The following is a 24058-nucleotide window of genomic DNA, read 5'->3' on the forward strand; positions in this document are numbered from 1 at the left end:
TGACGCGCGCGGCGGCGGGGAATGGGCGGCGGGAATGAAGGAAGGAGGAGGTGGCGGGCGACGCGGGGTGGGGAGGGCGGCGCGGGGATCGAGAAGCCGGGAGCGTGGTGGTGGGTGGGACAGCGGGCGCGAGGGCGTGCGCAGAGGCGCGGGGGTCAGGACAGCGGGGGCGCGCGGGTCAGGACATCCGGGCCGACACCGCCCGGCCGATCCGGTCGGCGGCGGCGAAGGCCACCATCGACAGCAGCACGATCGACAGCGCGACCGCCCACGCCCGGCCGATGTTCTGGCGCCCCATCGCGTCCGCGAACAGCCGGCCGAGCCCGCGCTGACCGATCAGGTACTCGCCGACGACCGCCGCGATCACGCAGACCCCGGCGGTGAGCCGCATGGCGACGACCATGTCGCGCAGCGAGGCCGGCAGCACGACGAACAAGAACCGGCGGGCCCGCGGCGCGCCGACGGTGGCGAGCAGGTCGAGCGCGCCGTCCGCCGACATCCGCAGGCCCTTGAGGGTGTAGGCGAAGGCGGGGAAGAAGGTGATCAGCACGCAGATGGCGACGATGCTCCAGTCGTTGTAGCCGATCACCGCCGCGACCGCCGGCAGCAGCGCCAGCGTCGGCGCGGTCCGCGCGACGATCACCATCGGGGTCAGCAGGCCGCGCAGCAGGCCCGACCACCAGGTCGCGACCGCGAGCAGCGCGCCGACCGCGAGCCCGATCAGCCAGCCGCCGAGGCCCAGGCGCAGCGTGTAGAGCGCGCTGCGCAGGAACAGGCCCGGGGCGTCGGCCAGCTCGTTCCAGACCCTGCCCGGCGCCGGGACGAGCAGCGGGCTCACCCCGCTCACCCGGACGTAGGCCGCCCAGCCGGCCACCGCGACGACGGCGAACGCGAGCCAGCCGACGATCCCCCGCCAGCCGGCGCCGGAGCGCGGCGGCAGCGCGACGGTGTCGGTGGCGCGCAGCGCGAACCGGCGTTCGACGCCCAGCTCGATCAGGCTGAGCAGGCCGAACCCGACCATCGTCACCGCGGCGATGAGCAGGCAGACCGACCACAGCAGCGCCGGCCGGTAGTTCTGCATCGAGGTGAGCAGCAGCAGCCCGAGCCCCCGGCTCGCCCCGAACCACTCGCCGAACACCGCGCCGATGATCGCCGATGGCAGGGCGAGCTTCACCGCGAGCACGAGCGAGGGCGTCGCGGTCGGCAGCCGGACCAGCAGCCAGTGCCGCCGCCGGGGCGCGCCGAGCGCGCCGAGCAGGTCCTCCTGCCCCCGGGTGGCGCCGGCCAGCCCCGCGCTGACCGTGACGAACACCGGGAAGAACACGGCGAGCCCCGCGATGACGACCGGCGTCCGGTCCCGCGGCACGACGATCATGAGAAGCGGCGCGAGCGCGATCCACGGGATCGAGTTCAGCGCGATCGCGGCGCCGCCGATCGCGCTGCGCGCCCGCGGGAGGATCGAGCCCAGCGACGCCGCCGCGACCGCCAGCGCGAAGCCGGCGCCGAAGCCGAGCGCGGCCCGGGAGAACGTCGCGCGGGCCGCCCGGCCGATCAGCTCGGCGCGGCCGGGCCGGCTGAACTCGTCCAGGATGGTGGTCAACGGAAGCCAGGTCTTCCCGAACACGCCGGCCCGCCCGGTCCACTCCCACAACGCGACGAAGGCGATCGCGCCGAGCACGGGCAGCAGGGACGACCCGCCGGCGCGCGCGAGCCGGGACGGTCCCCGCCGGATCGCGCCGACGGCGGCCCCCAGGTGGCCGGACGACGCGCGCTCGGACGACGCGCGCTCGGACAGAACCGGCTCGGACAGGACGTGCTCAGACAAGCGCCACCGTCCGGGTGTCGCGGCCGCCCCGCAGGAGGTGACCGGCGCGCGCGGCGGTGAACTCCCCGTCGACGACGATGTCGACGCCGCCCACCAGCACGCGGTCGATGCCGGTCGCCTCGGCGTACAGCCGGCCCGCCCCGCCGGGCAGGTCGAACCGGGTGTGGACCGGTCCGGCGCCCACCGTCGCCGGATCCAGGATGACGATGTCGGCCCAGGCCCCGGCCGTGAGCCGGCCGCGCCCGACCAGCCCGTACAGGTCGGCCGGCACGGAGGTCAGCATCGCCACGCCCTCCTCGAGCGAGATCACGCCGTGCTCGCGGACGCCCTGCGCCAGCAGCACCGTCGTGTACTGGAAGGACGCGAACAGGTCGAGGTGGGCGCCGGCGTCGGAGGCGCCGACGACCGCGCGCGGATCGCGCCAGACCCGCGCCCGCGCCGTCCAGTCGGACTCGCTCTCCTCCACGACGGAACCGAACGTGGTCCGCAGGTCGTCGGCGACGACGACGTCGAGCAGCGCGTCGAACGCCGTCGTGCCCGCCTCGGCGGCGAGCTCGGCCGCGCTGCGCCCGACGACGCGGCGCAGCGCCGGGTCGAAGACCTCCAGGATCTCCTTGCGGTCCCAGTCGGTGATGTGCGGCAGCGGGTTGTCGGCGCTGGCCGCGCCGGCGAGCAGCGCCGCCCGCACCGACGGGTCGGCCAGGGCGCGCAGCTTCTCGTCGTGCGGGAGCCAGAGCACGTCCGCCCAGCCGGGGATCGCGTCGAGCATGAAGCCGCTGTGGAAGCTGAGGCGCAGCGCGGTCGTCATCGGCGCGGTCAGCGCGACGACCCGGCCGCCGCGCCGCGCGGCGTGGCTGCCGGCGGCCAGCTTCGCGGCGGCGTCGCCGGCGGTGCCCGCGGTGACCGGCAGCACGTTCCAGTTCAGCGGGCGCTGCGCGGCCACCGACATGGCGGCCATCAGGTCGAGGATCTCCTCGTCGAACGACGCGGTGACGTGCGGGATGAACTCCAGCGACGTGCCGGGGAAGTCCCGGCACACCGCGCACAGGGCGAGCACCTCGTCCCGGGTCGCCACCCGGGAGGGGACCCGGCCGCCCTCGGCGTCGTTGTGGGTCCGCGACCAGGACGACGAGAAGCCGAGCGCGCCGGCCCGCAGGCCGTCGGCCAGCAGCTCGCACATCGCGGTGATCTCCGCGGCGGTCGCGGCGCGCTCCAGCGCCTCGGCACCCATGACGACCCGGCGCAGCGCCGAGTGGCCGACCATGAACCCCGCGTTGACGGACAGCGTCCCGTCGAGCCGGTCGAGATACTCGGACGTCGAGCGCCAGTCGAACGGCACCCCCAGCTGAAGGGTCTCCAGCGGGATGCCCTCGACCCTGGCGAGCATCCGCGTCAGGTAGGCGCCGTCGGCCGGGTCGTCCGACAGCGGGGCGATCGTGAACCCGCAGTTGCCGCCGACGACCGTGGTCACCCCGTGCAGCGGCGACGGGCTGAGCGTCGGGTCCCAGAACGCCTGGGCGTCGTAGTGCGTGTGCAGGTCGATGAACCCGGGCGCGACGACCCGGCCGGACGCGTCGATGGTCCGGTGGGCCGGCTGGCCGCGCAGGTCGCCGATGGCCGCCACCCGCCGGTCGGTGATCGCGACGTCGGCCAGGCGGCGGGGTGAGCCGGTGCCGTCGACGAGCGTGCCGCCGACGATCAGAAGGTCGAACACGGGTGGCTCCTTGGCACTGACGTTGGTGAGGTCGCCGTTCCCGCCCGGGCCGCCGGCGCGGGCGCTGGCGCCCGGTGCCGCGCGAACGCCGGCGCGTCGGCGCGCCGGGTCACGGCCGGTCCGGATCGGGGCTGGCGGCCGGCCGGGGGCTGCCGGCCGGACCGACGGGACCGGGGCGGGTCAGGAACGTCTCGACCAGGCACACGGTGTCCTCGAAACGCTCCCAGGCGACCATGTGGCCGCAGTCGAGGGTCGTGACGAGGAGCTGGTCGCCGAGCTGCCGGCGCAGCTGGGCGAGGACGCCGGGGGTGACGACGCCGGCCTGCCCGGCGACGACGACCAGCGTCGGGCGGGCCACCGGGATCTCGGGCACCGGCCGGCACAGCTCGCCGAACCCGGCGATGACCGCCGGCCGGCTGAACCGGAACCGGTACCGGCCGTCGGCTCCCTCGAACAGGTGGTGGTCGATCTCCGTCCGGATCGCGGGGTGCACGCCGTCGCCCGGCGCCGAGGCGCCGACCCGCAGGGCCCCGGCGAGCGCGGAACTGTCCGGCGAGGACTTCAGCCAGCCGGCGCTGCGGGCGACGATCGCGGCCTCGAGGTCCGCCCAGCCGTCGTTGCCCAGCAGCGCCTCGGCCTCGGCGGCCATCAGCGCCGACGGCCGGGCGAGCCCGGGGTCGAGCAGCACGAGGCGGCGCAGCCGGTCGGGCGCGCGGGCGAGCAGCCGAAGCCCGACCGCGCCGCCGTAGGAGTGGCCGACCAGGTCGACGGTCGGGGCACCGAGCGCGTCGAGGGTGTCGAGGACGTCGTCGACGAGCTGGTCCAGCGACCAGGGCGGCTCCCACGGCGAGAAGCCGTGCCCGCGCAGGTCGACGGCGAGGGTTCGCCTGGCCGGCCAGCCCTCGCCAGCGAGCCGCTCCCAGCGGCGGGCGTGGCCGGTGATCCCGTGGATCGCCAGCAGCGGCGGCCCGTCCGGGTCCCCGTACCGCTCGACGTTGAGGACGGCCATGTCAGCGCCCGCTGGCCCGCGTCGCCGAGTTGTCGAACCGGCCGTCCCAGGCACCGGCGGCGATGGGCGCGCCGGAGCACCACTTGCCGCGCAGGTGCCGGCGGATCGCCTCGTCGTTGCTGGGCCGGCTCGCCGCGTGCCACAGATGGCTGTGGTGGAACAGCAGGTCGCCGCGCTGGCAGTAGACCGCGACCTCGCCCGGCACCTTGCGGTACCGCTCCGGGCGCTCGGCGGGCGGGGTCCGGTGGCTGCCCGCCAGCATCCGCAGGAAGCCGTTCTCCGGCGAGGTGTCGTCCAGGTTGATGGTGAACGCGACCGCCGGCCAGATCGGCAGGTTCGGCGTGGACTCGTAGTCCGGGTGCCAGACGAGGCCCTTGTAGAGCGACGCCCCGCGGGCGTCGAGGTACATCACGCCGTGCCGGTCGTAGTCGTAGAAGAAGGACTCGCCGCCGAGCAGCCGGGGCGCGAGCGAGCTGATCAGCGAGCCGTGGATCACCCGGTCGACCAGCGCCGAGGCCTGGTTGACGTAGACGACGTAGTTGCGGAACGGCAGGCCGTCGACCAGCACCTCGCCGGGTGGCTCGAGCTCGGCGGCGCCGTGGCGCGGGTCGAGCTCGCCCCGCATCAGCGCGCGGTGCAGCCGGACCAGCTCGTCGTCCAGTTCGTCGACCTCGGCCGGGCGCAGCGCGCCGCGGACGAGGACGAACCCGAGCTCGTCGAAGATCCGGGCGATCTCCTCGCCGAGCGGCTCCCCGGCGACGGCGCCGCCCGCGGGCACCTCGACCAGCCACGGCTCGAGGGTCGCGGCGAACCGCTCCCACGGTGGCTGCTCGGTCCGCGGCCGTGTGTCGGTCACGATGACTCCTCCAGGTCTGCGTCGGTGGCGCCGGCACGGGTGGCGGCGGGGCCGTCGGCCTCGGCGGCCTCGGTGGCCGCGGCGCCCGGCGCCGTGGTGAGCAGGGCGCGGGTCAGCCTGTCCTCCAGCTCGTGGAAGGCAGGGTCGGTCAGCAGCTCCAGGCCACGGGGGCGGTCGAAGGGCACGGTGACGACGTCGACGACCCGGGCCGGCCGGGCGCTCATCACCACGACCCGGTCGGACAGCAGCACGGCCTCGTCGACCGCGTGCGTGACCATCAGGGTGGTGATCCGTCGCTGTGCCCAGATCCGCTGCAGCTCGAGGTTGAGCCGGCGGCGGGTGACGGCGTCCAGCGCGCCGAAGGGCTCGTCCAGCAACAGGACGTCGGGCCGCAGGACCAGCGAACGCGCGATCGACACCCGCTGGCGCATCCCGCCGGACAGCTCGCGCGGGCGCAGCCCGGCCGAGGCCGTCAGGCCGACCAGCTCGATCAGCTCGTCGACGAGGTCCCGGTCGACCCGCCGGCCGACGGCCCGGAACGGCAGCGCGATGTTGCCGCGCACATCCAGCCAGGGCAGCAGCGCGTGGTCCTGGAAGGCGATCCCCAGCCGGTGCTCGGACACCACCTCGGCCGGTGGGCGGCCGAGCACCCGGACCTCGCCGCCGGTGGGCGCCTCGAGGCCCGCGACCATCCGCAGCGCCGTCGACTTCCCGCATCCGGACGGGCCGAGCAGGGAGACGAACTCGCCGCCGCCGACCTCGAAGCTGACCTGGTCGAGTGCCCGCAGGGCACCTCGGCGGCCGGCGTCGAAGGTCTTGGAGACGGCGGCGAACCCGATACCGGGGCCGGTAGGGGAGCGGGGCGCGGGTACGGCGGGTTTCCCGGCGGTGAACGTCCCGGCGGTGGCCGACACGGCCGGGGCCGTGCCGCCGGCCGCGGCGGTCCCAGCCGGGGCGGCCGCGCTGGTGGCGGCCGTGCTCGGGGCGGCGGTCATGCAGTCACCTCGTTGCGGTGGCGCACGGTCGTGGCGCGTGGCGCGACCCGGCCGAGCTGGGCGAGTTTCGTCGTCAGATAGGCGCCGGCGGTGATCGAGACCGGTCGGCCGGCCGGATCGACACCGTCGATCACGGCGTCGTGGTTCGGGAACTGGAAGTGGGCGATGCTGGTCCGGGCCGGGTAGGGCGGCCGGCCGGGCGGCACCGCGACCCGGTGCCAGGCCGACCGCCACCGCGCGCCGCTCAGCACGGCCAGCAGGTCGCCCACGTTGACGACCAGGCCGTCGGGCGGGCAGGTGACCGGGACCCAGGCCTCGCCGACCCGGACCTCCAGCCCGGGGTGGCCGTCGACGGCGAGGACGGTCAGCGTCCCGTAGTCGGTGTGCGCGCCACCGCGCCGCTGACCGGCCTCGGGGGGCGCGGCGAGCGCCGGGTAGTGGTTCGCCCGGGTGGTACCGATCGGGCGGGTCACCAGGGCGTCGAAGGCGCGCGGGTCGTCACGCAGGGCCAGCGCGGCGACCTGGAGCAGCCGGTGCGCGAAGGCCTCCATGGCCCGCCGGTAGGCGATCCAGGTCCGCTGGAAGCCGGGGAGGTGGGGCGGCCAGACGTTGCCGGCCGTGAACGGCCCCGCGTCGACGGGCGGCTCCGGCCCGATCGCGAACGTCTCGGAGAGGTCGGGCCGATCCGCCGCCGGATCCGCTGGCGCGGCCCGCCCGGCGGCCGTGGCCGGATCGGCTGGCCCGGAGCCGCTGGCAGGGTTTGTCGGGGGCGCGGCGGCGAGTGCCTGGGCCTCGGCGCCCAGGCCGTAGTAGCCGCGCTGCACACCGGGCGGACACTGAAGGCGCAGACCGTCCTTGGTGACGCCGTCGGACCTGAAGAGATCGTTCGCGGCGGCGAGCGCGGCGGCGGTCAGCGACCGGTCGACGCCGTGACCGACAGCGACGAAGAACCCGGTCGCCGTGCACGCGGCGTCGACCCGCGCGGCCACGTCCGCCAACGCAGCGGCATTACCTCTTTCAATATCGCTGACATCGATCACCGCCAGACCCTGGCTGCTCGGCTCTCGCGCTCCCGCTCCCACGGGCAAAATATTGATGGGATCTATTTTCATCGAGATGACTGCTCCGTTACGGTCCCGCGTCGACCGCCCGGCCGACCCGGCCGACCCGGCCGGCCTGACGCCAACGAAGTAGCGACATCACCCACGGTGACCACTGGGGGAGCGCCCCGGCCCGCGCGCCGGAGCGCGGCGGGTCGCGCCGCCGCTCGCCGAGACGCCTCGGCCGTGCCGGCGTTGCCGGACCTGTCGGATACTGTCTGTCAGCGGGGGCGGGCCGATCCGGCGTCACGGGGGCGGCGTGCGGTGATGGACCTTCCCTGTGTGGACACGGTCGGAAGCCCGGGAGTTCTCCCTGGATGACGACGGCGAAATAGCTGGATGTTTGTGTCAGACCTGTTCGGGCCGCGAAGGGAACGTGATGGCGGAGGGGTGGGCGCCTTCCGGTGAGCCCGCCGACTGGGGCATCGCGATCCCGACGGATGACGTATCGATTGCCCGGCGGCGGCGCGCCCTGGCGCCGATACAGGTGCTTACCGACATCGAACGGACCAAGTCGAGCCTGGACGGGGACTTCTGGCATCGCTACGACCTGTTCAACATCGCGCTTGCCGTCATCGACCAGGTCGCGCTCGCGATGGGAATCTCGGCCGGTCGTACCTGGGACGAGACCGTGGACTATGCCGGCGGGCAGGCCGCCCGCCAGGTGCCCGACGCCGCGCCCACGCAGTGGCGGGCGGTCGCGGAACGGGTGGTCGTCTCCCTCGTGACGACCGACGTCGAGACCGTCCCCTATCTCGTGCACAGTGACGAAGGCCCGAAATGGCTCGCGCAGCGATTCCGGCTGCTCTATGCGCACGCGAGCCCGGATGGCGGGGAGCACCTGCGCGCGTCGGAACAGGCCATCAACATCTTCATCGACGCGCTCGACCTGGAGATCGAGGCGGCGCAGGTCGCCAATGAGGCACAGTTGCGCGCCCTCATCGCGCGGGGCGCGATCGAGTCCGCCGTCGCGATCGCGCGCCATGCCCGTTACCGGTCCATCCAGCTGCAGGAGAAGGTCCGCCGGATCGTCGCGGACACGCTGATCGACCCCGACACCCATGACTGGGTCGACGACGTCCCCGCGGTCCTCGACACGGCGCTGACCCATGTGGCGGAACGCCTCGCCGCGGAGACGGAACTGCTCGACGCGGTCGCCGATCGGCGCGGGGACCTGACCGACTCCGTCCGGCTCGCCTCCGCCAACCAGCTCGTGGAGATCCTCCGCGAGTGCCGACATCGGCACAACGAGCTGCACGGGCATCTGATCGGGGCCCGCGGCCGGCTCCGCGACGCCCTCGACGACCGGTTCGGCCGCCCGGTGGGCGCCGCGCACCTGGCCAACATCGGCTCGGACCTGCTGGATCCGTACCTGCTGCGCCCCACCGGGCAGGCGGCGGCCGTAGCGCCCCGGCTGCTGGCGGCCGTGGGCGGGATCGCGGCGCGCTGGTGGCCGTCGCTGGCGACGCTCGTCGACGAGCTCTGCGCGCCGCCACGCCAGCCCGGGCAGGGCGAGGAGGTGGAGGAGCCCGAGTTCGCCGACTCCACCGAGCGGGCCTGGTGGGAGCCCTACGAGGACACCGTCGCGGCGATGCTCGACGCGCTGGAGGAGCCGATCCGGCTGTCCCAGCTGCTCGCCCGGGTCGAGGAGACCGCGGCCGGGGCCCAGGACGACGACGGCGAGCCGCTCGACCCGTCGGCGCTGGCCGCCGCGGTCGTGCACGCGGCGCACCGGGCGTGGACGACCCGCCTGGCCGGGCGCACGAGCGGCGAGCGGGTCGTGGTCGGCGTCGACACGGGCGCCGCGCTCGACACGGGCCAGGTCCGCTCGGCCGACCTGCTGCTCGTCCCGGCGACGGTGACGGCGGACATCGACGCCGCCGCGCCGACCCGGCCCGCGGCGCGCGACGTGCCCTGGCAGCGGGACGACGCGTCCCACGAACCCGGCGACCTCGAACCGGAGCTGGCTGGATGACCCTCGCAGGCGACGCCCTCGACCTCGGCCGGCTGCTCGCGTGGGCCGCGCGCCCCCGGGAGACCCCCGCCCGGCACGACGACTACCACCAGGTGGTCACTCGCTACCTCCAGGACCCTGACTTCGCGAGCGCGGCCGACGCGATGTTCACCGGCGCCGGCCTGCGGGTGGTCGTCACCGCGACGGACGGGGTGATCGTCACCGCCGAGGCGACGTCGTCGCTGCGCCTCACCGCCGGCGACGTCATGAAGCGGGCACAGCCCCAGCACCGGGCGGTCGTCGGGGCGGTGGTGCTCGCGGTCGCCCGCACCGCCTATCCCGAGCCGTCGATGCTCAACGACCCCGACCGGGTCGCGGTCTTCACGGCGCAGACGGTCGTCGATACCCTCGACCGGGCCGCGCAGGCCCACGAGGAGCGCAGCGAGCGCGACGGTGACCTCGACGACGACAGCGTCGAGATGTGGCGCCGGTGGCAGGCGATCGCGCCCGCCCGCCCGAACGCGCGCCGCAAGTCCGTGAGCGACCGCCAGGGCGTGGTCGCGCGGGTGTGCCGGATCCTCGCGGACGCGGGCTACCTGACCGCCCGCGGCGAGACCGACGGCGGTACCTGGATGAGCCGGCCGCGCTTTCGCTACGCGGTGGCCGAGCTGTGCGCGGACTCGGAGCTGTACGCGCTGGTGAACGGGATCGCCGAGCACCCGCCGGACGAGCCGGGCACCGGCCGGCCGGGCGGCGAGGGCGAGACCGACGGCGGCAACGACAGCGGGACCGACCGCGACCATGACGGGCAGGGGTAGCCGATGAGTTCCGCCCGCGGGCTCCAGACCGGTCTCGCGTGGGACGAGCCGGCGGCGCCGAGTAGCCCGGAGGCGCTGCCGACCCCGCCGCTGCGGCTGCGCCGCGTCCACCTGCGCGGCGTCGGCCCGGACGGCGCCCGGTTCGACCCACTGGACCTCGACTTCACCGCGCGCGACGGGGCGGCCTCGCGGGTCCTGCTCTCGCTGACGAACACCGGCGGCAAGTCGACGCTGATCACCCTGGTGTCCAGTCTCGTCGTGCCGGCGGCGCGCGCCCAGGTCGGCGGCAAGAACCTCGGCGACTACGTGCTGACCGGGGACACGTCGCATGTGGTCTGCGAGTGGGAGGACGCGGCCAGCCGGACCCGGACGGTGACCGGGACGGTGATGGAGTGGAAGGACGGCCGCCGCCAGCCCGGCCATCGGCAGCGGTCGACGACGAACATGCGCCGCGCCTGGTACCTGTTCCGGACCGGGCCGGGCGACTACGGCGTCGACGACCTGCCGTTCGTGTCCGAGGGCCGGCGGACGACGTTCGAGGCGTTCGTCGGCCAGGTGTCGAGCGCCCTGTCCGCCCGGCCGCGCTCCCAGTGGGCGATGACGCAGACCCAGCAGGAATGGACCGAGACGCTGGAGCGGCTCACCAGCATCGACCCGGTGCTGTTCGGCTACCAGATGCGGATGAACGACTCGGAGGCCGGCGCCGAGAAACTGCTCGCGACGTTCGACTCGCCGGACAACGTCGTCCGCTTCTTCATCGCCGCCCTCAACGACGACCGCGAGCTGGCCGACTTCACCGCGAAGCTCGGGCCCTATGCCGCGCTCGCCGTCGCGCGGCCCGGGCTCGCGGCGCTGGCCGAGTTCGGCGCCCAGGTCGGCGCGCGGCTGGAAGCCGTCAGCGCGCGGGCGCGCATCGCGGACGACGCCGGCGGGCAGACGGTGCGGGCGCGGCTCGGGGGCGGGGAGCACGCGGCGGCGCTCGACAACCGGGTCAGCCGCGACCAGACGTCGCTGCGGGATCTGGAGCAGGCGGCGCAGGCCGCGGCGCTGGCCTTCCAGACTGCGCGCCGCGAGTACGGCCAGATCAGCGACATCCGGCTCCAGCTGCTGCTCGAGGACGCGCGGGCGCGCCTCACCGCGGCCGAGGCGGCCGTCGGGCGCGCCACGGCGGACGCGCGCGCCACCGCCGCCGAGTCGGCGGCCTGGGAGGCGGTCGACCTCGTCCTCGACATCGACCGGGCGCGGACCGACCGCGACGCGGCCCGGGCGGCCTACGAGGCCGCCGACGCCGGGCTGGAGCCGCTGCGGGCCAGGGCGCGAACAGCCAGGGCCGCGCTGGCGGGACGCCTGCAGGCGCTCGCGGACGAGGCGGAGGCCGTCGCCGCCGTCGCCAGCGACGAGGCGGCGACCGCCGAGCGGGCCGCCGACGAGGCCGTGGACCGGCGCTCCCAGGCCGACGGCCGGGCGCATGACGCCCGGCGGGAACTGGAGTCGATCGACGCCGCCGTCGCCGCGGCGGACGCGGCGGCCCACGCCGCCGTCACGGCCGGCTGGCTGCTCGACGGGGAACGCCCAGAGCCGTGCCAGCACCGCTGGGCGCTGGCCGCCACGGCCGCCGACGACGAGGCGGACGCGCACGGCACGGCGGCCGACGAGGCGGACGAGGCCCACCAGGCCGCGGTGCGCGCGCTCGACCTGCTCGACGGCCAGCTCACCGGGCTGCGGGCCGCCGCGGGCGACGACGAGCGCGCGCGCCGGGCGTTCGACGACGACGTCACGGCCCTCGCCGGCCACGAGACTCTCCGGTCGCGGCTTCCGGACGGGCCCCGCGACGCCGCGGAGGTGGGGCGCGCCGCGGACGCGGCCGACGAGGAGGCCCGCGAGGCCGACCGCCGCGCCGCCGAGCACGAGCAGGTGGCGAAGATCGCGGCGGACGAGCTCAACCACCTCGACGGGACGGGCACGGCGCCCGGCGCCGCGGACGCGCTCGCGGTGCTCGCGGTCCTGGTCGACGCCCGGCTCGGCGCGGTCACCGGCCTGGAGTGGATCGAGCACAACGTCGTCGACGCGGCGGCGCGGCCGGCGTTCATCGGCGCGCGTCCCGAGCTCGCCGGCGGCGTCGTCGTCACCGACCCGGCCCGCTTCGACGCCGCCGTCGCCGTGCTCACCGACGCCGAGCTCATGACGCGGTCGCCGGTCGCGCTCGTCACCCCGCCACCGGCGCCACGGCCGGCCGAGGCGGCCGGCCCGGCCGAGCCTTCCGAGCCTTCCGGGCCGGCCGGGCGCGACGGGGCGCGGCGGCACGTTGTCCTGCCGCATCGGGCTACCTGGGACCGGGCCTGGGCGGCCACCCGGCGTGACGAGCTCGACGCCGCCCGGTCCGCGGCGGCCGCCGTCGCCGCGGCGGCCCGCGCGGCCGCCCTGGCGCACCGCCGTGCCTCGGCGGCCTGCGCGCAGTTCGTCGCCCGCTGGCCAGGAGCGAGCCGGGACGAGCTGGTGCGGCGCTCACGCGCGTCCGCCGACCAGGTCGCCGCCGCGGAACGCCGCCAGGAGACGCTGCGCGCGCAGCGGGACAGCGCGCGTGCCCAGGTCGCCACCGCGCGGCGGGAGCGGGATCTGGCGCTCGCGCGCTCCGCCGGCGCGCGGACGAACGAACAGGCCGCGCGCGGGCTCACGCCGGTGGTCGCGGCGGCGGAGCGGGCCGCGGACCGCCGGGCCGGCGTCGAGCGGGACCGCCAGCGCGCCCTGCGCGACGCCGAGGAGGCCCGGGAGGCCGAGTCGAGCGCCCGCGCCCGGGCCAGGGCAGCCCACGGGCGCGCCGCGCGGACGCTGGCGAACCGGGAGCCGTGGCTGCGGGAACGCGACGAGCTCGGCGTCGACGTCGCCGGGCCGGACCCCGGAGGCAGCCTCGACGTCGCGCGCCAGGCGTGGACCTCGGTGCGCGCCGAGCTGGCCAGCGCTGAGCAGGGCATGGTCGAGGCCGAGACGCTCGCCCGGGCCGAACGCGTTCTCGGCGACCTGCGCGGCCGGCTGCCGCGCTACCCGCAAGCGGCGGTCGAGCGGGCCCGGGTGCTGGCGGGGACGATCGAGGCCTCGTCGGCGCAGCTGCGGACGGGCGCCCAGCGGCAGGCCCGGGAGGACGCCGCCGCCGCGGAGGCCGGCCGGATCCATGCCGAGGCGGAGCGGCGGGCGGCCGACGCCGCGGAGCGGTCGGCACGGCCTGCCGACCGGCCCAACCACGTCGACCTGGCGAACATCCCCGAGTGGCGACCCGCCTCTCCCGGTGAGATCCCCGCGGTCCTGGAACGGCTGGAGGCCCGCAACGCCGAGCTGCTCGCCCGGCGCGACGAGGCGGAGCGGGCTGAGACCGAAGCCCGCCAGCTGCACGAGCTCGTCGCCCAGGACGTGATCGCGCTGTCGGACACCTCCGGGATGTGGACCGCGGACAAGCCGCCGACCGACTCCGTCTTCGACGGGACCAAGGAGGCCGCCCGCACCCGGATGCGAGAGCTGATCACCGCCCTGAACCAGGCGGAGAAGGCCGAGCGAGCGGCCCGCGACGCGCTGCGCGACGCGGTCGCCGACGCCCGCGCGGTCGCGACGGACCCGCGCTGGCGCGAGCTCGACGCGCCCATCGCCGTGCGGCTGCGCTCGCTGCGGGAACCCGACCTGGTGGCGGAGGCGGCGCTGCTCGCCCGCCGGATCGACGCGATGACCCGGTCCGCGCGCGCCGACCTCGACCAGATGGACACCCACCGGGAGCTGATCCGCGACGGGCTGGTCTCGCTGTGCCGCGACCAGCGGCGCCTGCTCAAGGAGGTGTCGCGGACCTCCAGGCTTCCCGGCGGGCTCGGCGATCTCTCCCACCGGCCCGCGGTGAAGATCGTGTTCGAGGAGGCGCCGGAGGACGCCGCCGTCGCGCGGCTCGCCGCGCGGATCGACGCGTGGGCGGTCGAGCTCGCCGCGAACCCGAAACGCGCGTCGTCGTCGGAGGCGCGGACCCGCTGGCTCGCGGATGCCGTCCGCGACACGGTCGTGGACCGGCCGCGGGCCGGCGCGTGGACCGTGGAGATCCTCAAGCCGCGCATCGACGGCAAGGTGATGTACTGCCCGCCGGACCGGATCCCGCACGAGTTCTCCGGCGGGCAGGTCCTGACCCTCGCGGTGCTCGTCTACTGCGCGCTGTCCGGAGTCCGGTCGGCCCACCGCGCGGGTGGCGCCCGGCCACCGGGAACGCTGATCCTCGACAACCCGTTCGGCGCGGCCTCGGCCGAGGCGCTGATCGCGATGCAGCACCGGCTGGCGGCGCACACCGGCCTGCAGCTGGTGTGCGCGACCGGGCTCAACGACGCCGGCGTCGACGCCGCGTTCACCGGTGAGGGATCGGTCATCGTCAAGCTTCGCAACGACGGCGACCTGCGGCGCAACCTGTCGTTCCTGCGGCTGCGCGCGGCCGTCGTCGACGGTGTCGACGTCACCGCCGCCCTCACGTCGGGACGCGACCCTGACTCGCAGCGGAACTGGGTCGACGCGAGCGCCTACCGGATCGGCGAGTGAGCCCCGGTGCTCGTCCGCCAGACCGAGGTCGACGCGTTGCGCGCGGCGCTCGTCGGCCGCGGCCAGGTCCGGGTGGCACTCGACGTGCTGTGGCCGCTGTGGGCGGCGGCCGCGCCGCGCCTGGTCGGGACCGTCCACCAGGCCGAAGGGCTGCTCACCGCGCTGAAGGCCCTCGAGGGGGCCGGCGTGCTCACGCTGCCGGTTGGGGCGTGGGACGCCTCCACCGTGCCGGCGCTGCCGAGATCCGTCAGCGTTCCGAGCGCGCGGCGGGCGGCCCGGGAGCGGCCCTGGACGCGGTTCCCGTGGTGTGCGCGGATGGGCTGGGCCGCGTCGCTGGCCACCCTGTCCGACGCCCAGTTCCGCGACCTCGTCGCCGTCAACGACTGGCTGGTCCGCGCCGCGGGTGCGCCGGGGCGTGTACCCGTGCGGTACCGGTCGGTCGAGCTGTTCGGCGACGAGAAGCGGCTGGAGGCGCTGGCCAGGACCGGGCTGTTTGGGCAGGGGCGACTCAGCCTGGACCTGCTGGGCTGCGCGCGGATCCCGGCGCCGCTGCCGGCGGCGCCGGTCGGGGCGGGGCCGGACCTTTTGGTCGTGGAGAACAGTGACACCTACTGGGTCGCGGCCGAGATGCTCGCCGGTTTCGGCGGCCATCCGGTCGGGGCGGTCGCCTGGGGATCGGGGGCGACCTTCCCGTCCCAGGTCACCGCGCTCGCGGTCGACGTCGCCGGGCGCGGCCCGGTACGCGGCGTCGTCTGGTACTGGGGCGACCTTGACCCGGCTGGCCTGATGATCGCCGTGGGCGCCGCCACCGCTGGCGCCGCCGAGGGCATCCCCGTCCGCCCGGCCGCGGGCCTCTGGGCCGCGATGGTCGACCGCCCGCTCCAGGACCCCGGGACCGTCACCTGGCCCGTCGGCCTGGGCCGCGACTGGCTGGGGCCCGAGCTGTGGGACCGTCTCGGTGCCATCCGGGACGGTCAGGGCCGGATCGCGCAGGAGTCCGTTCCGCCGGCGGCGCTCGCCAGTTGGGCCGCGGATCTCGCGGCGGCCTGAGATAGGCCGGTCGGGCACCGCCGCCCCAGCGAGGGCGACCGCTGGGTTTTCTTGCCGCACGGGGCGTCCGGAAACCACCTGATGTGGCGGCACCAGGTCGACCGTCGAGTGCCGATGCCGACCGGTCTTTGATCGTCGGTTCCCCTTGACGCGCGACGGGTGACGCGGTTCGTGCGCTCCAGCGGGTGCGTCCGGGCGTTGACTGACGACGGCGGTCCCGCTACGGTCGGAACAACTATTAGGTTCAATGTTTGAGATTGGTTGGGGCGTGCACCACCAGCCTGGTGCGCCGTCGGGGTCGACACCCGGATGGTGCCGCTGGGCGATCGACTACTGCCTGGCGGCCCGCACCGGGCGGTGACCAGCAAGGCGACGGGCCTGCCGCACGTCCTGGCTCGCCGCGGGACGACGCGGTTTGCCTCAACTCATTCACCACGTCGTGCCGGAGGGCGAGGTCAATGCCTGACATCCCACCATTCGTGGCCGAGCCGCGGATGCTGATCGACGGCCAGCTCGTCGATGGCTTGGCGAGCACCTGCGCGACCATCAACCCCGCCACGGCGAAAGCACTGGGGGAGGCCCTGACGCGCTGGCGCGGCCGGAGGATCGACTACGAGGGGGGTCGCACGGCCCATACCTTGAGCGCCCGGGGCTGGGCCGCGCTACCCGCCCGGCTGGGCTGAGGAGCGACATGGGCGCGCTCATCATGCTCGGGACGCTGTTCGCTCTCGTCGTGCTCGTCTACGTCCTGGTGCTGCGCTTCGACCCCGAGATGCGGCGTTCGCGGACGTCGGGGGGCGACCGGTGAGCGACGAGGCGACGCCCGCGCTCGTGTTCGGCCAGGTGTTCGCCTATGTTGGCGGCCTGTCGTTCCTCGCGATCGGCATCGTGCTCACCGTTCGCCGGCGGCGCCTGCATCCGTTGCTGCTCTTATGTGTCTGCGCGATCTCGTTCTCCTGGATCGAGGCGCCGTACGACTGGGCGATGTACGCGCAGTTCGCGCCCGCCCTGCCGCGCATGCCTTCGTGGTGGCCGTTGAACATGACCTGGGGCGGGCTGCCAGCGTCGGTGCCCTTGGGCTACATCGAGTACTTCGTGCTGCCGGCGCTCCTGGGTGTCGCGCTCGAGCGGCGGCTGCGCGCGAGGTTCGGGTGGCGACGACCGATCGGCCTGCTCACGGTCGGGCTCGTCGTCGGCTACGCCTGGGCGCTGCTGTTCAACGGGGTCTTCGGCGTCCGCGCCGGCGTCTTCTACTACGGCCGCGTCATCCCCGGTCTCGCGATGTTCGAGGGAACCAAGCACCAGTACCCCCTGTACGACGCCCTCGCGATGGGCGTGCAGATGATGGTGTTCACCTACCTCCTCGGCCGGACCGACGCGCAGGGCCGCACGATCATCGACACCTGGGCCGAACGGCGGACCAAGACCCGAGGCCGCGCGGTCGCGTTGTCGGTCGTCTCCGTGGTCGTGCTCGGCAACCTGCTCTACGGCGCCGTGTTCGCGCCCCACCTCGTCACCAAGCTGAACGGCGACGTGACCGTGGGTCCGACGACCGAGCTGTTCCCCGGCGTGCCGAACCAGCCCCTGCACGGCGGCGCGGGAGGCGGGCAGTGAACGATCACGGGCCCCGGGCGACGCGCCTCACCCGGGGCGGGGCGTCCACTAGATCGCGCGTTCGCCCTTGAGCATCGAGCCGGCGTCGAGCAGGAGGTTCTGGCCGGTCATGTAGCGGGAGTCCTCGCTGGCCAGGAAGGTGACCAGAGCCGACACGTCACTCGTCTCGAGGTACGGGATCGGCATCGGCTGCATCCCGGGGAAGGCCGCCTCCGCGTCCTCGCGGGTTGGGGTCTTGCCCTCGGCGACCAGGTCCGGGCGGAACGAGCGGTAGATGTCGTCGTTCTGCAACAGACGGGTGTTGACGTTGGTCGGGTGGACGGCGTTCAGCCGGATGTTGTGCGGGGCCAGCTGCAGCGCGAGGGTCTCGACGTACTGGAAGATCAGCCGTTTGGCGAACGAGTATCCCACGCCGCCGGTCCTGCCCATCGCCTCGGTGGTGTTCTTCATCAGGCCCGCGCAGGAGCCGGTGATGATGATCGAGGCACCCGACCGCAGGTGCGGGGCGACGACGGCGACCGTGTTGTGCGCGCCGACGAAGTCGACGTCCATTCCATCGATGAAGCCCTCGATGAGAGTGCGATCGTTCATCGGAAGGATGCCGGCGTTCGCACAGACGATGTCGACCTGGCCGAAGCGGGCGAGGCCCTGGTCCAGCGCGGCCCTGACCTGCTCCTTGATGCGCACGTCGGCCTTGACGGCGACGATGCTGCCGCCGACGGCCTCGACCTCCTTGACGGTCTGCGCCAGGTCCTCCGCGCTGGCCATCTCGTAGTTGACGGTCGGGATGTCCTCGCAGATGTCCACCGCGATGATGCCGGCGCCCTCGCTTGCCAACTTGACGGCGTGACTACGCCCCTGGCCCCGCCCGGCGCCCGTGATGAAGGCGACCTTGCCGTCGAGCTTACCCATCGTGTCCTCCGTGGTGCGCAAAGTGCGGTGGTCGGCGGCGAGCCGCGGGCAGCAGGGATGGATATTGCGTGAAATGGTCGATGCCGGGGAGGTCGGCGCCCGGGGGAACGATCTTGTCGATGGCGTCGAGGATGTCCCCGCTGAGCTCGAGGTCCGCGGCGTCCAGGGCGTCGTCCAGGTGCTTTGCCGTGCGCGGTCCGATGATCGTCGACGTGATGGCGGGGTGGCTGGAGACGAACGCGAGGGCCAGCGAGGTGAGCGTGATGCCCGCCTGGGCGGCGACATCGCGAAGGGCGTCCACCGCGTCGAACCTGGCGGGGGCGGCGCGTTCGGCGGCCGTGCTGACGGTTCCCTGCATGAAGGGGCTGGTGGGGTCGTAGCGTGAACCGGCTGGAGGCTCCTGGCCGCGCTGGTACTTGCCGGTCAACCAGCCGCCGGCGAGCGGGCTCCACGGGATGACCGCCATCCCGTGTCGCTGGCAGGCGGGAAGCACCGCCTGCTCCACCGACCGGGCGAAGATCGAATACTGTGGCTGCTCGCAGACGAACCGCTCACTGCCCCGCCGGGCCGCCGCCCACTGTGCCTCGACGATCCAGTCCGCCGGGAACGACGACGACCCCAGGTAGAGCACCTTGCCGTGCCGCACGAGGTCGGTGAGCGCGCCGAGGGTCTCCTCCAGGTCGGTGTCCCAGTCGAGCTTGTGTATCTGGAGGAGGTCGATGCGGTCGGTCCCCAGCCGTCGCAGACTGTCCTCGACGGCCTGGGTGATCCACCGGCGTGAGGAACCTCGCTGGAGGCGGCCACCCATGGGGAAGAAGCATTTGGTGGCGAGCACCACCTCGTCCCGGCGTGGTTTGACCGCCTGCCCGATGATTTCCTCGCACTCACCGTGGGAATAGACGTCGGCGGTGTCGATGAAGTTTATTCCGCCGTCCAGCGCGCGATGGATGATCGGCACGCAGTCGGCGGGATCGGTGCTGCCCAGCCGGCCGAACGTCATCGTTCCCAGGCACTGGCTGCTCACCTCGACGCCCGTCTTTCCGAACTTACGGTACTTCACCGGACTCCTTAGGCGATCGGTACTGTGCCGGTAATGCGTGGATGGCCTTCACCTACCTCCGACGTCGAGTACCGCCCCGCGCCGGAAACTCGCGTCACATCTTCCGGAAATCCCAGCTCGTGATCTTTTCGGGAGTCAGGCGCAGCCAGGCGTGGCGCCCGTCGTAGTGCTTCTCCTCGCGGCCCGTGTATTTCAGGGCGTGCAGCCGTTCCAGGGCGTCGAGGTCCGGGTCCGGGGTGCCGACGCGGGGAACCTCGCCGACGCTTTCGAGCCGGCCCCGCAGCTCGACTCCCCGCAGTTCTCGGAAATCGTGGCCGGCGTCGACGACGACCGCGACCCGAGGGTCGCGTTCGATGTCGGTCCATCGCTGGCTCTTCACGAGGGAGCTGAGCCACAGGGCTGTCCCGTTCCAGACGAACCACAGCGGTGTCGCGTGTGGCCCGTTCGCGCCCATGGTCGCCAACCGGCAGGTCCGCTCCTCGGTGAGGAAGGCGTCGACCTCCGCCGGGGTCATGGCGATCTTCCGGCCACGTCGCTGATCCTTCATGACGCTCGTCCTTTCAGGTGTCCCGCGATGGCCGGTCGGCGCGGAGATCGGCGCGGCGGCGCGCCCTGTCAGGCGACGACGCCGCGAAGCTTGAGGTCGAGGATCGAGTCCCAGTCGAAGCCGAGTTCGGCGAGGACGCCGTCGCCGTGCTCGTTGAAGGTCGGCGCGCGGCCGGGGCGGGCGGGTTGTTCGTCGTACTGCACGGGAGCGGTGGCCAGGCGGACGGGGACGCCCGTGGCGGTGGCGCACTCCTGGACGTAGCCGTTGGCGACGGTCTGCGGGTCGGCCGCGGCCTCCAACGTGTTCTGCACGACCGTCCACTGCCCGGTGAAGGACGCCAGCCGTTCCCGCCACTCGCCGACCGACCGCTCGGCGAAGACGCCGGTGAGCAGGGCGATGGCGTCGGTGCTGTGCGTGAGCAGCGCTTCGTGGGTGGCGAACCTGGGGTCGGTCGCCAGTTCCGGCCGGCCGATCGCCGCACACAGCGGCGGCCAGTACTTGCCCGCCTGTAGGCAGGTGAAGGCCAGCCAGTCGCCGTCCTTGGTCTGGTAGTTGCCGGACAGCGGATTCGCCCGCGCGGCGCCGGCGGGCGGCGGGGTCCAGGGAACGTCGAGCAGCAGGGACAGGGCCAGCGCCTGTCCCATCGCCCAGATGCCGGTTCCCAGCAGGGAGACGTCGACGACGGGTGCTTCCCCGGTCCGTTCCCGGTGGTAAAGCGCGCCCATGATCCCGCCGGCGATCGTCATCGCGCCGAGAGAGTCTCCGAAGCCGGGTGCCGGGGGGACCGGGACGTGGCCGTACTCGGGGCGCATCACGCCGACGGCGGCACCCGTGCGGGCCCAGAAGGCCAGCGAGTCGTAGGAACCGCGGTCGGCCTCTGGCCCTCGCTCGCCTTGCCCGGTGCCACGGACGTAGATGATCCGCGGGTTGTGCGCGCGGATCTCCTCCACGTCGATCTTCAGCTTGGTGCGCACGGCTGGCAGCTTGTTGGTCAGGAAGACATCGCAGGTCGCGGCGAGGCGGTAGAGGATGTCTCGTCCAGCCTCCGACCCGAGATCAAGTCCCAGGCTGCGCTTGCCTCGATTGGAGTGTTCGAGCAGGACGTTCGCCGACGTCGGCACCACCGCGACGCCGGTCGCCGCCAGGGCGCGCATCGCGTCACCGCGTTCGACATGCTCGATCTTGATGACCTCGGCGCCCCAGTCCGCGAGCAGCGCGGAGGCGGCCGGAACGAAAGTGTGTTCGGCGACCTCAAGTACCCGAACACCACGCATCACCGCAGTCATGAACGTCCTCCCACCTCACAGCAGATGTGGCGACCGGAGTCGCCGGATCCGGTCGTGCCCATGCCGTTGCCGCGCGCGAACCGGCACGGCGGACATCAACGGGAGTGATCGGGCCACGGCGGGCCGAAGGGCACACGATGCTCAGGCGTCGGTGCCCTCCGGCCCACCTGGGACGTCAGTTCGCGATCGGCGTGTTGCCGAGGACCTTGTACTCGGCGGGGTGGCCCTTGTCGTCGAGGGTGGTCGTCAGACCGCCGGTGACGCACACGGCCTGCTCTTCCGGAATCGCCTTGCCGTTGCAGCGGAACTTGAGCCCGGCGGCGCCGGGCAGCTCCGTCTCTTCCATGGCCTTGATGGTCGCGGTGATGCTCTCGGGGGTGATGTCACCCGTGATGCCCTGGGTCGCCGTCTGGAAGCCGTTCATGATGATGAACATGATCATGCTGTCCTGGAAGGACAGGTCGACGTCCTTGCCGTAGGTCTCGGCGACCTCGGTGTAGAGGCGCATCGACGGGCTGTCCGGGCCGATCGGGGCGGTGGCGCTGATGACCATGCCCTTGAGCGTGCTGCCGGAGACCGAGGTGCGGGTGGAGTCCGTGATGCACTGGGAGATGGCGCTGATGGTGCCGGTGAAGCCGACGGCCTTGAGGCCGTTCATCGCGCTGATGCAGAACGAGTCGTTGCCGATGATGAAGACCTCGTCGGAGCCGTTGGCGGCGACCTGCTGCATCTGGGGGGTCATGTCGGCGGTGCCGGGGGCGACGCGGACGAGTTCGTAGTCGATGCCGGCCTTCTCGAACAGGGGCGGCGCGACCTCCTGCGCGGAGTGCAGGGCGGCGGGGACGTCGATGACGACGGTGGTGACCTTCTTGTTGCCCTGGTCCTGGGCGACCTGGATCGGCAGTTGGATGGTGGGGAAGGTCGGGTTGCCCAGGGTGAAGGTCGTCGGGCTGGAGAGCAGGCCGGGGTCGCTCGAGCCGTAGAGCATGACGGGGATCTTGGCGTCGTTCAGTGGCTTCCACGCGCTCTCGACGACGCCGGAGGTGCCGATGAGGACGGCGGAGACGTCCTTCTCGACCAGCTCGTTGCCGCAGTCGGTGGCCTTGGACGGGTCGCCCAGGGTCTCGCAGAGCGAGATCTCGATGGGCCGGCCGCCGATCCCGGACTTGTGTTCGTTGAGGTACTTGGTGGTGGCCTCGACGATCTTGTTGTCGTTGGTGTGGTCGGCGGTCGGGCTGGCCCCGTCCGTGATCACGCCGATCTTGACGGGCTCCCCGGTCGCCTGGGCGATCGGGCCGAGGATGCTCCCGGAGGCCGCGGGGCTGCTGGCCGCGGGGGAGGGCTCGTCGGAGTCGCCGCCACAGGCCGAGACGAACGCCAGGCTCGCGGCGAGGACCGCGACGCCGGCCAGCCTTAACCCGGTCGGCCCGCTGGGCGACTTCTCGGATACGCCGGTCCGGGATGCCCGGGCGACGGCCTGTCGACCGCCCAGTACACGGATGGGTGACATGTTCTCCTCCTTGTTGACGAACGTCTGGTGGTCGATCGCTGAGTCGGTGATCGCGGGAATCTCGCCGACCGCCGAGGCGGCGAGGGGAGTCGGACACCAACCCTTCGGGATCTTGAGATCAACGATCTTGCTGGTGTCAGGGGTGCGCCTGTGTGGCGATGAGGTCGTTGGAGGCTCGGCGCGCCGCTAGAAGACCCGGCGCTTGGTCGGCATCACCGCGCTGCCGGACGGCGCGAGGCCGCACATGGCGTCGGCACACTCGACATGCCCGGTCTTGATGGCGTTGGCGCCCCGGCCAGCTGGGAGTGCCGCGGCCACAGGACAAAGGCGTGTTTGGCGACCTCGGGTACCTGGACGTCGCGCATCACCGCGGTCATGGCACCTCCCCCTTGATACCCCTCCAGTTCGGACCGGCCACGCCCGTCCCGGGTCCCGGGACGGGCGTAGGAACAGGCGGCGGACCCGGATCGCGGCTACCTGTGCCGCCTATATGCGTGCACTGCTCGCTTTTCGTGAGGGCGAGTATGCGAGTCTTGCTCGCATAGTGTCAAGGTGGTGTTCGATGGTGAGGTGCAGCGGCGATCACTTGCGGAGTCAGGCGGGAAACCGCCCCACGGGTGCGCTCCGGGCGCCGCCGAGCCCGCCGAGCCCGGGTCGGCCCGGTGGTGGACGGAACGTGTCGCCCGCCGACGCCGCCCCCGCGCCGGTGGTCTGTCCACCGAGCGCATCGTGGAGGCGGCCCTGGACGTCCTGCGCGCGGGCGGCGTCGAGGCGCTGACGGTGCGGGCCGTCGCGCAACGGCTGCACACCAGCAGCCCCTCGCTGTACCGGCACATCGCGAGCCGCGACGAGCTGATCACGCTGATCGCCGACCACGTCCTGGCGGACGTCCGCCTTGTGGCCACCGGGCGGGGCTGGCGCGCCGATGCCGAGGGGCTCATGCGCGAGCTTCGCCGGGTGCTCCTCGCCCAGCCGCTGCCCCCGTCGGCGGGACGGAGCAGGCCGGGGTACGGGCCGAACACGCTGCGCCTCGTCGACGCCGCGCTCGCCCTGTTCCTCGACGCCGGGCTGACCGCCGGGCAGGCCGGCCGCGCGGCCGCCGTGATGATCCAGTTCGTGGCCGGGGTCGTCGACATCGAGCGCAGCGCCGCCGGTCGCGGATCGCGCGGCGCCACCGGCGCCGACGGCTTCGACCAACTCCTTTCCGGGCTGCCCGCCGACCAGTTCGCCGCCCTGCGCGCGGCCGGCGCG

Annotated in this window: 18 protein-coding genes; 7 read left to right on the forward strand and 11 right to left on the reverse strand. The window is 73.6% G+C overall.

What is annotated here, in order from left to right; all coding sequences use genetic code 11:
• Nucleotides 1-178: 178 nt before the first annotated feature.
• The 6 genes from I6A81_RS30760 to I6A81_RS30785 all read right to left on the reverse strand — a co-directional run bounded on the left by I6A81_RS30760 (nt 179) and on the right by I6A81_RS30785 (nt 7511).
• A complete protein-coding gene (locus tag I6A81_RS30760) occupies nt 179-1825 on the reverse strand; it encodes an ABC transporter permease (protein ID WP_203000969.1) in 1647 nt (548 codons plus the stop codon).
• A complete protein-coding gene (locus I6A81_RS30765) occupies nt 1818-3539 on the reverse strand; it encodes an N-acyl-D-amino-acid deacylase family protein (protein ID WP_203000967.1) in 1722 nt (573 codons plus the stop codon). Before I6A81_RS30765 ends, I6A81_RS30760 begins: the two co-directional genes overlap by 8 nt.
• A 109-nt stretch (nt 3540-3648) precedes the next feature.
• Complete coding sequence (locus tag I6A81_RS30770) at nt 3649-4548, reverse strand: alpha/beta hydrolase (RefSeq protein WP_203000965.1); 900 nt, start codon at nt 4546-4548, stop codon at nt 3649-3651.
• 1 nt (nt 4549) lies between these two features.
• Nucleotides 4550-5404: a phytanoyl-CoA dioxygenase family protein gene (locus I6A81_RS30775; protein ID WP_203000963.1), complete on the reverse strand. Its 855-nt coding sequence runs from the start codon at nt 5402-5404 to the stop codon at nt 4550-4552.
• Nucleotides 5401-6399, reverse strand: a complete 999-nt coding sequence (locus I6A81_RS30780; protein ID WP_203000961.1) for an ABC transporter ATP-binding protein — start codon at nt 6397-6399, stop codon at nt 5401-5403. Before I6A81_RS30780 ends, I6A81_RS30775 begins: the two co-directional genes overlap by 4 nt.
• Nucleotides 6396-7511, reverse strand: a complete 1116-nt coding sequence (locus tag I6A81_RS30785; RefSeq protein ID WP_285222699.1) for an isopenicillin N synthase family dioxygenase — start codon at nt 7509-7511, stop codon at nt 6396-6398. The genes I6A81_RS30780 and I6A81_RS30785 overlap by 4 nt, the downstream gene beginning before the upstream one ends.
• Before the next feature lie 475 nt (nt 7512-7986).
• Here I6A81_RS30785 and I6A81_RS30790 point away from each other — a divergent pair, with 475 nt between their 5' ends.
• The 6 genes from I6A81_RS30790 to I6A81_RS30815 all read left to right on the forward strand — a co-directional run bounded on the left by I6A81_RS30790 (nt 7987) and on the right by I6A81_RS30815 (nt 17492).
• Nucleotides 7987-9474: a hypothetical protein gene (locus tag I6A81_RS30790; RefSeq protein WP_203000957.1), complete on the forward strand. Its 1488-nt coding sequence runs from the start codon at nt 7987-7989 to the stop codon at nt 9472-9474.
• Nucleotides 9471-10271 carry a hypothetical protein gene (locus tag I6A81_RS30795; protein ID WP_203000955.1) on the forward strand — a complete coding sequence of 267 codons (801 nt, stop codon included), beginning with the start codon at nt 9471-9473 and terminating at the stop codon, nt 10269-10271. Before I6A81_RS30790 ends, I6A81_RS30795 begins: the two co-directional genes overlap by 4 nt.
• 3 nt (nt 10272-10274) lie before the next feature.
• Nucleotides 10275-14828, forward strand: a complete 4554-nt coding sequence (locus I6A81_RS30800) for a hypothetical protein (protein WP_203010386.1) — start codon at nt 10275-10277, stop codon at nt 14826-14828.
• Between the two features lie 6 nt (nt 14829-14834).
• Nucleotides 14835-15878, forward strand: a complete 1044-nt coding sequence (locus tag I6A81_RS30805) for a hypothetical protein (RefSeq protein WP_202999763.1) — start codon at nt 14835-14837, stop codon at nt 15876-15878.
• A gap of 494 nt (nt 15879-16372) precedes the next feature.
• A complete protein-coding gene (locus I6A81_RS30810; protein WP_202999764.1) occupies nt 16373-16561 on the forward strand; it encodes a hypothetical protein in 189 nt (62 codons plus the stop codon).
• Nucleotides 16562-16682: 121 nt separating this feature from the next.
• Nucleotides 16683-17492, forward strand: coding sequence for a spirocyclase AveC family protein (locus tag I6A81_RS30815; protein ID WP_202999765.1), 810 nt, complete (start codon nt 16683-16685; stop codon nt 17490-17492).
• 48 nt (nt 17493-17540) lie between these two features.
• On the opposite strand, the gene I6A81_RS30820 is transcribed toward I6A81_RS30815, so the two are convergent.
• From I6A81_RS30820 to I6A81_RS30840, 5 genes are all read right to left on the reverse strand, one after another.
• On the reverse strand, nt 17541-18404 hold the full coding sequence (locus tag I6A81_RS30820) for a mycofactocin-coupled SDR family oxidoreductase (protein WP_202999767.1): 864 nt from the start codon (nt 18402-18404) through the stop codon (nt 17541-17543).
• Entirely contained in the window at nt 18397-19464 is a 1068-nt protein-coding gene (locus I6A81_RS30825; RefSeq protein WP_202999769.1) for an aldo/keto reductase, read from the reverse strand. The genes I6A81_RS30820 and I6A81_RS30825 overlap by 8 nt, the downstream gene beginning before the upstream one ends.
• A gap of 94 nt (nt 19465-19558) precedes the next feature.
• Nucleotides 19559-20011 (reverse strand): pyridoxamine 5'-phosphate oxidase family protein, encoded by a 453-nt coding sequence (locus I6A81_RS30830; RefSeq protein WP_202999771.1) that lies wholly within the window; start codon nt 20009-20011, stop codon nt 19559-19561.
• A 68-nt stretch (nt 20012-20079) separates the two neighbouring features.
• Nucleotides 20080-21297, reverse strand: coding sequence for a CaiB/BaiF CoA transferase family protein (locus tag I6A81_RS30835; protein WP_202999772.1), 1218 nt, complete (start codon nt 21295-21297; stop codon nt 20080-20082).
• 175 nt (nt 21298-21472) lie between these two features.
• Entirely contained in the window at nt 21473-22807 is a 1335-nt protein-coding gene (locus tag I6A81_RS30840) for an ABC transporter substrate-binding protein (RefSeq protein ID WP_202999773.1), read from the reverse strand.
• A gap of 729 nt (nt 22808-23536) precedes the next feature.
• Between I6A81_RS30840 and I6A81_RS30845 the strand changes: the two genes are divergently transcribed.
• On the forward strand, nt 23537-24058 hold a 522-nt coding region (locus I6A81_RS30845; protein ID WP_307875020.1), incomplete at its 3' end, for a TetR/AcrR family transcriptional regulator.

Origin of the sequence: Frankia nepalensis (assembly GCF_016786325.1) — a bacterium.
Taxonomy (GTDB): domain Bacteria; phylum Actinomycetota; class Actinomycetes; order Frankiales; family Frankiaceae; genus Pseudofrankia; species Pseudofrankia nepalensis.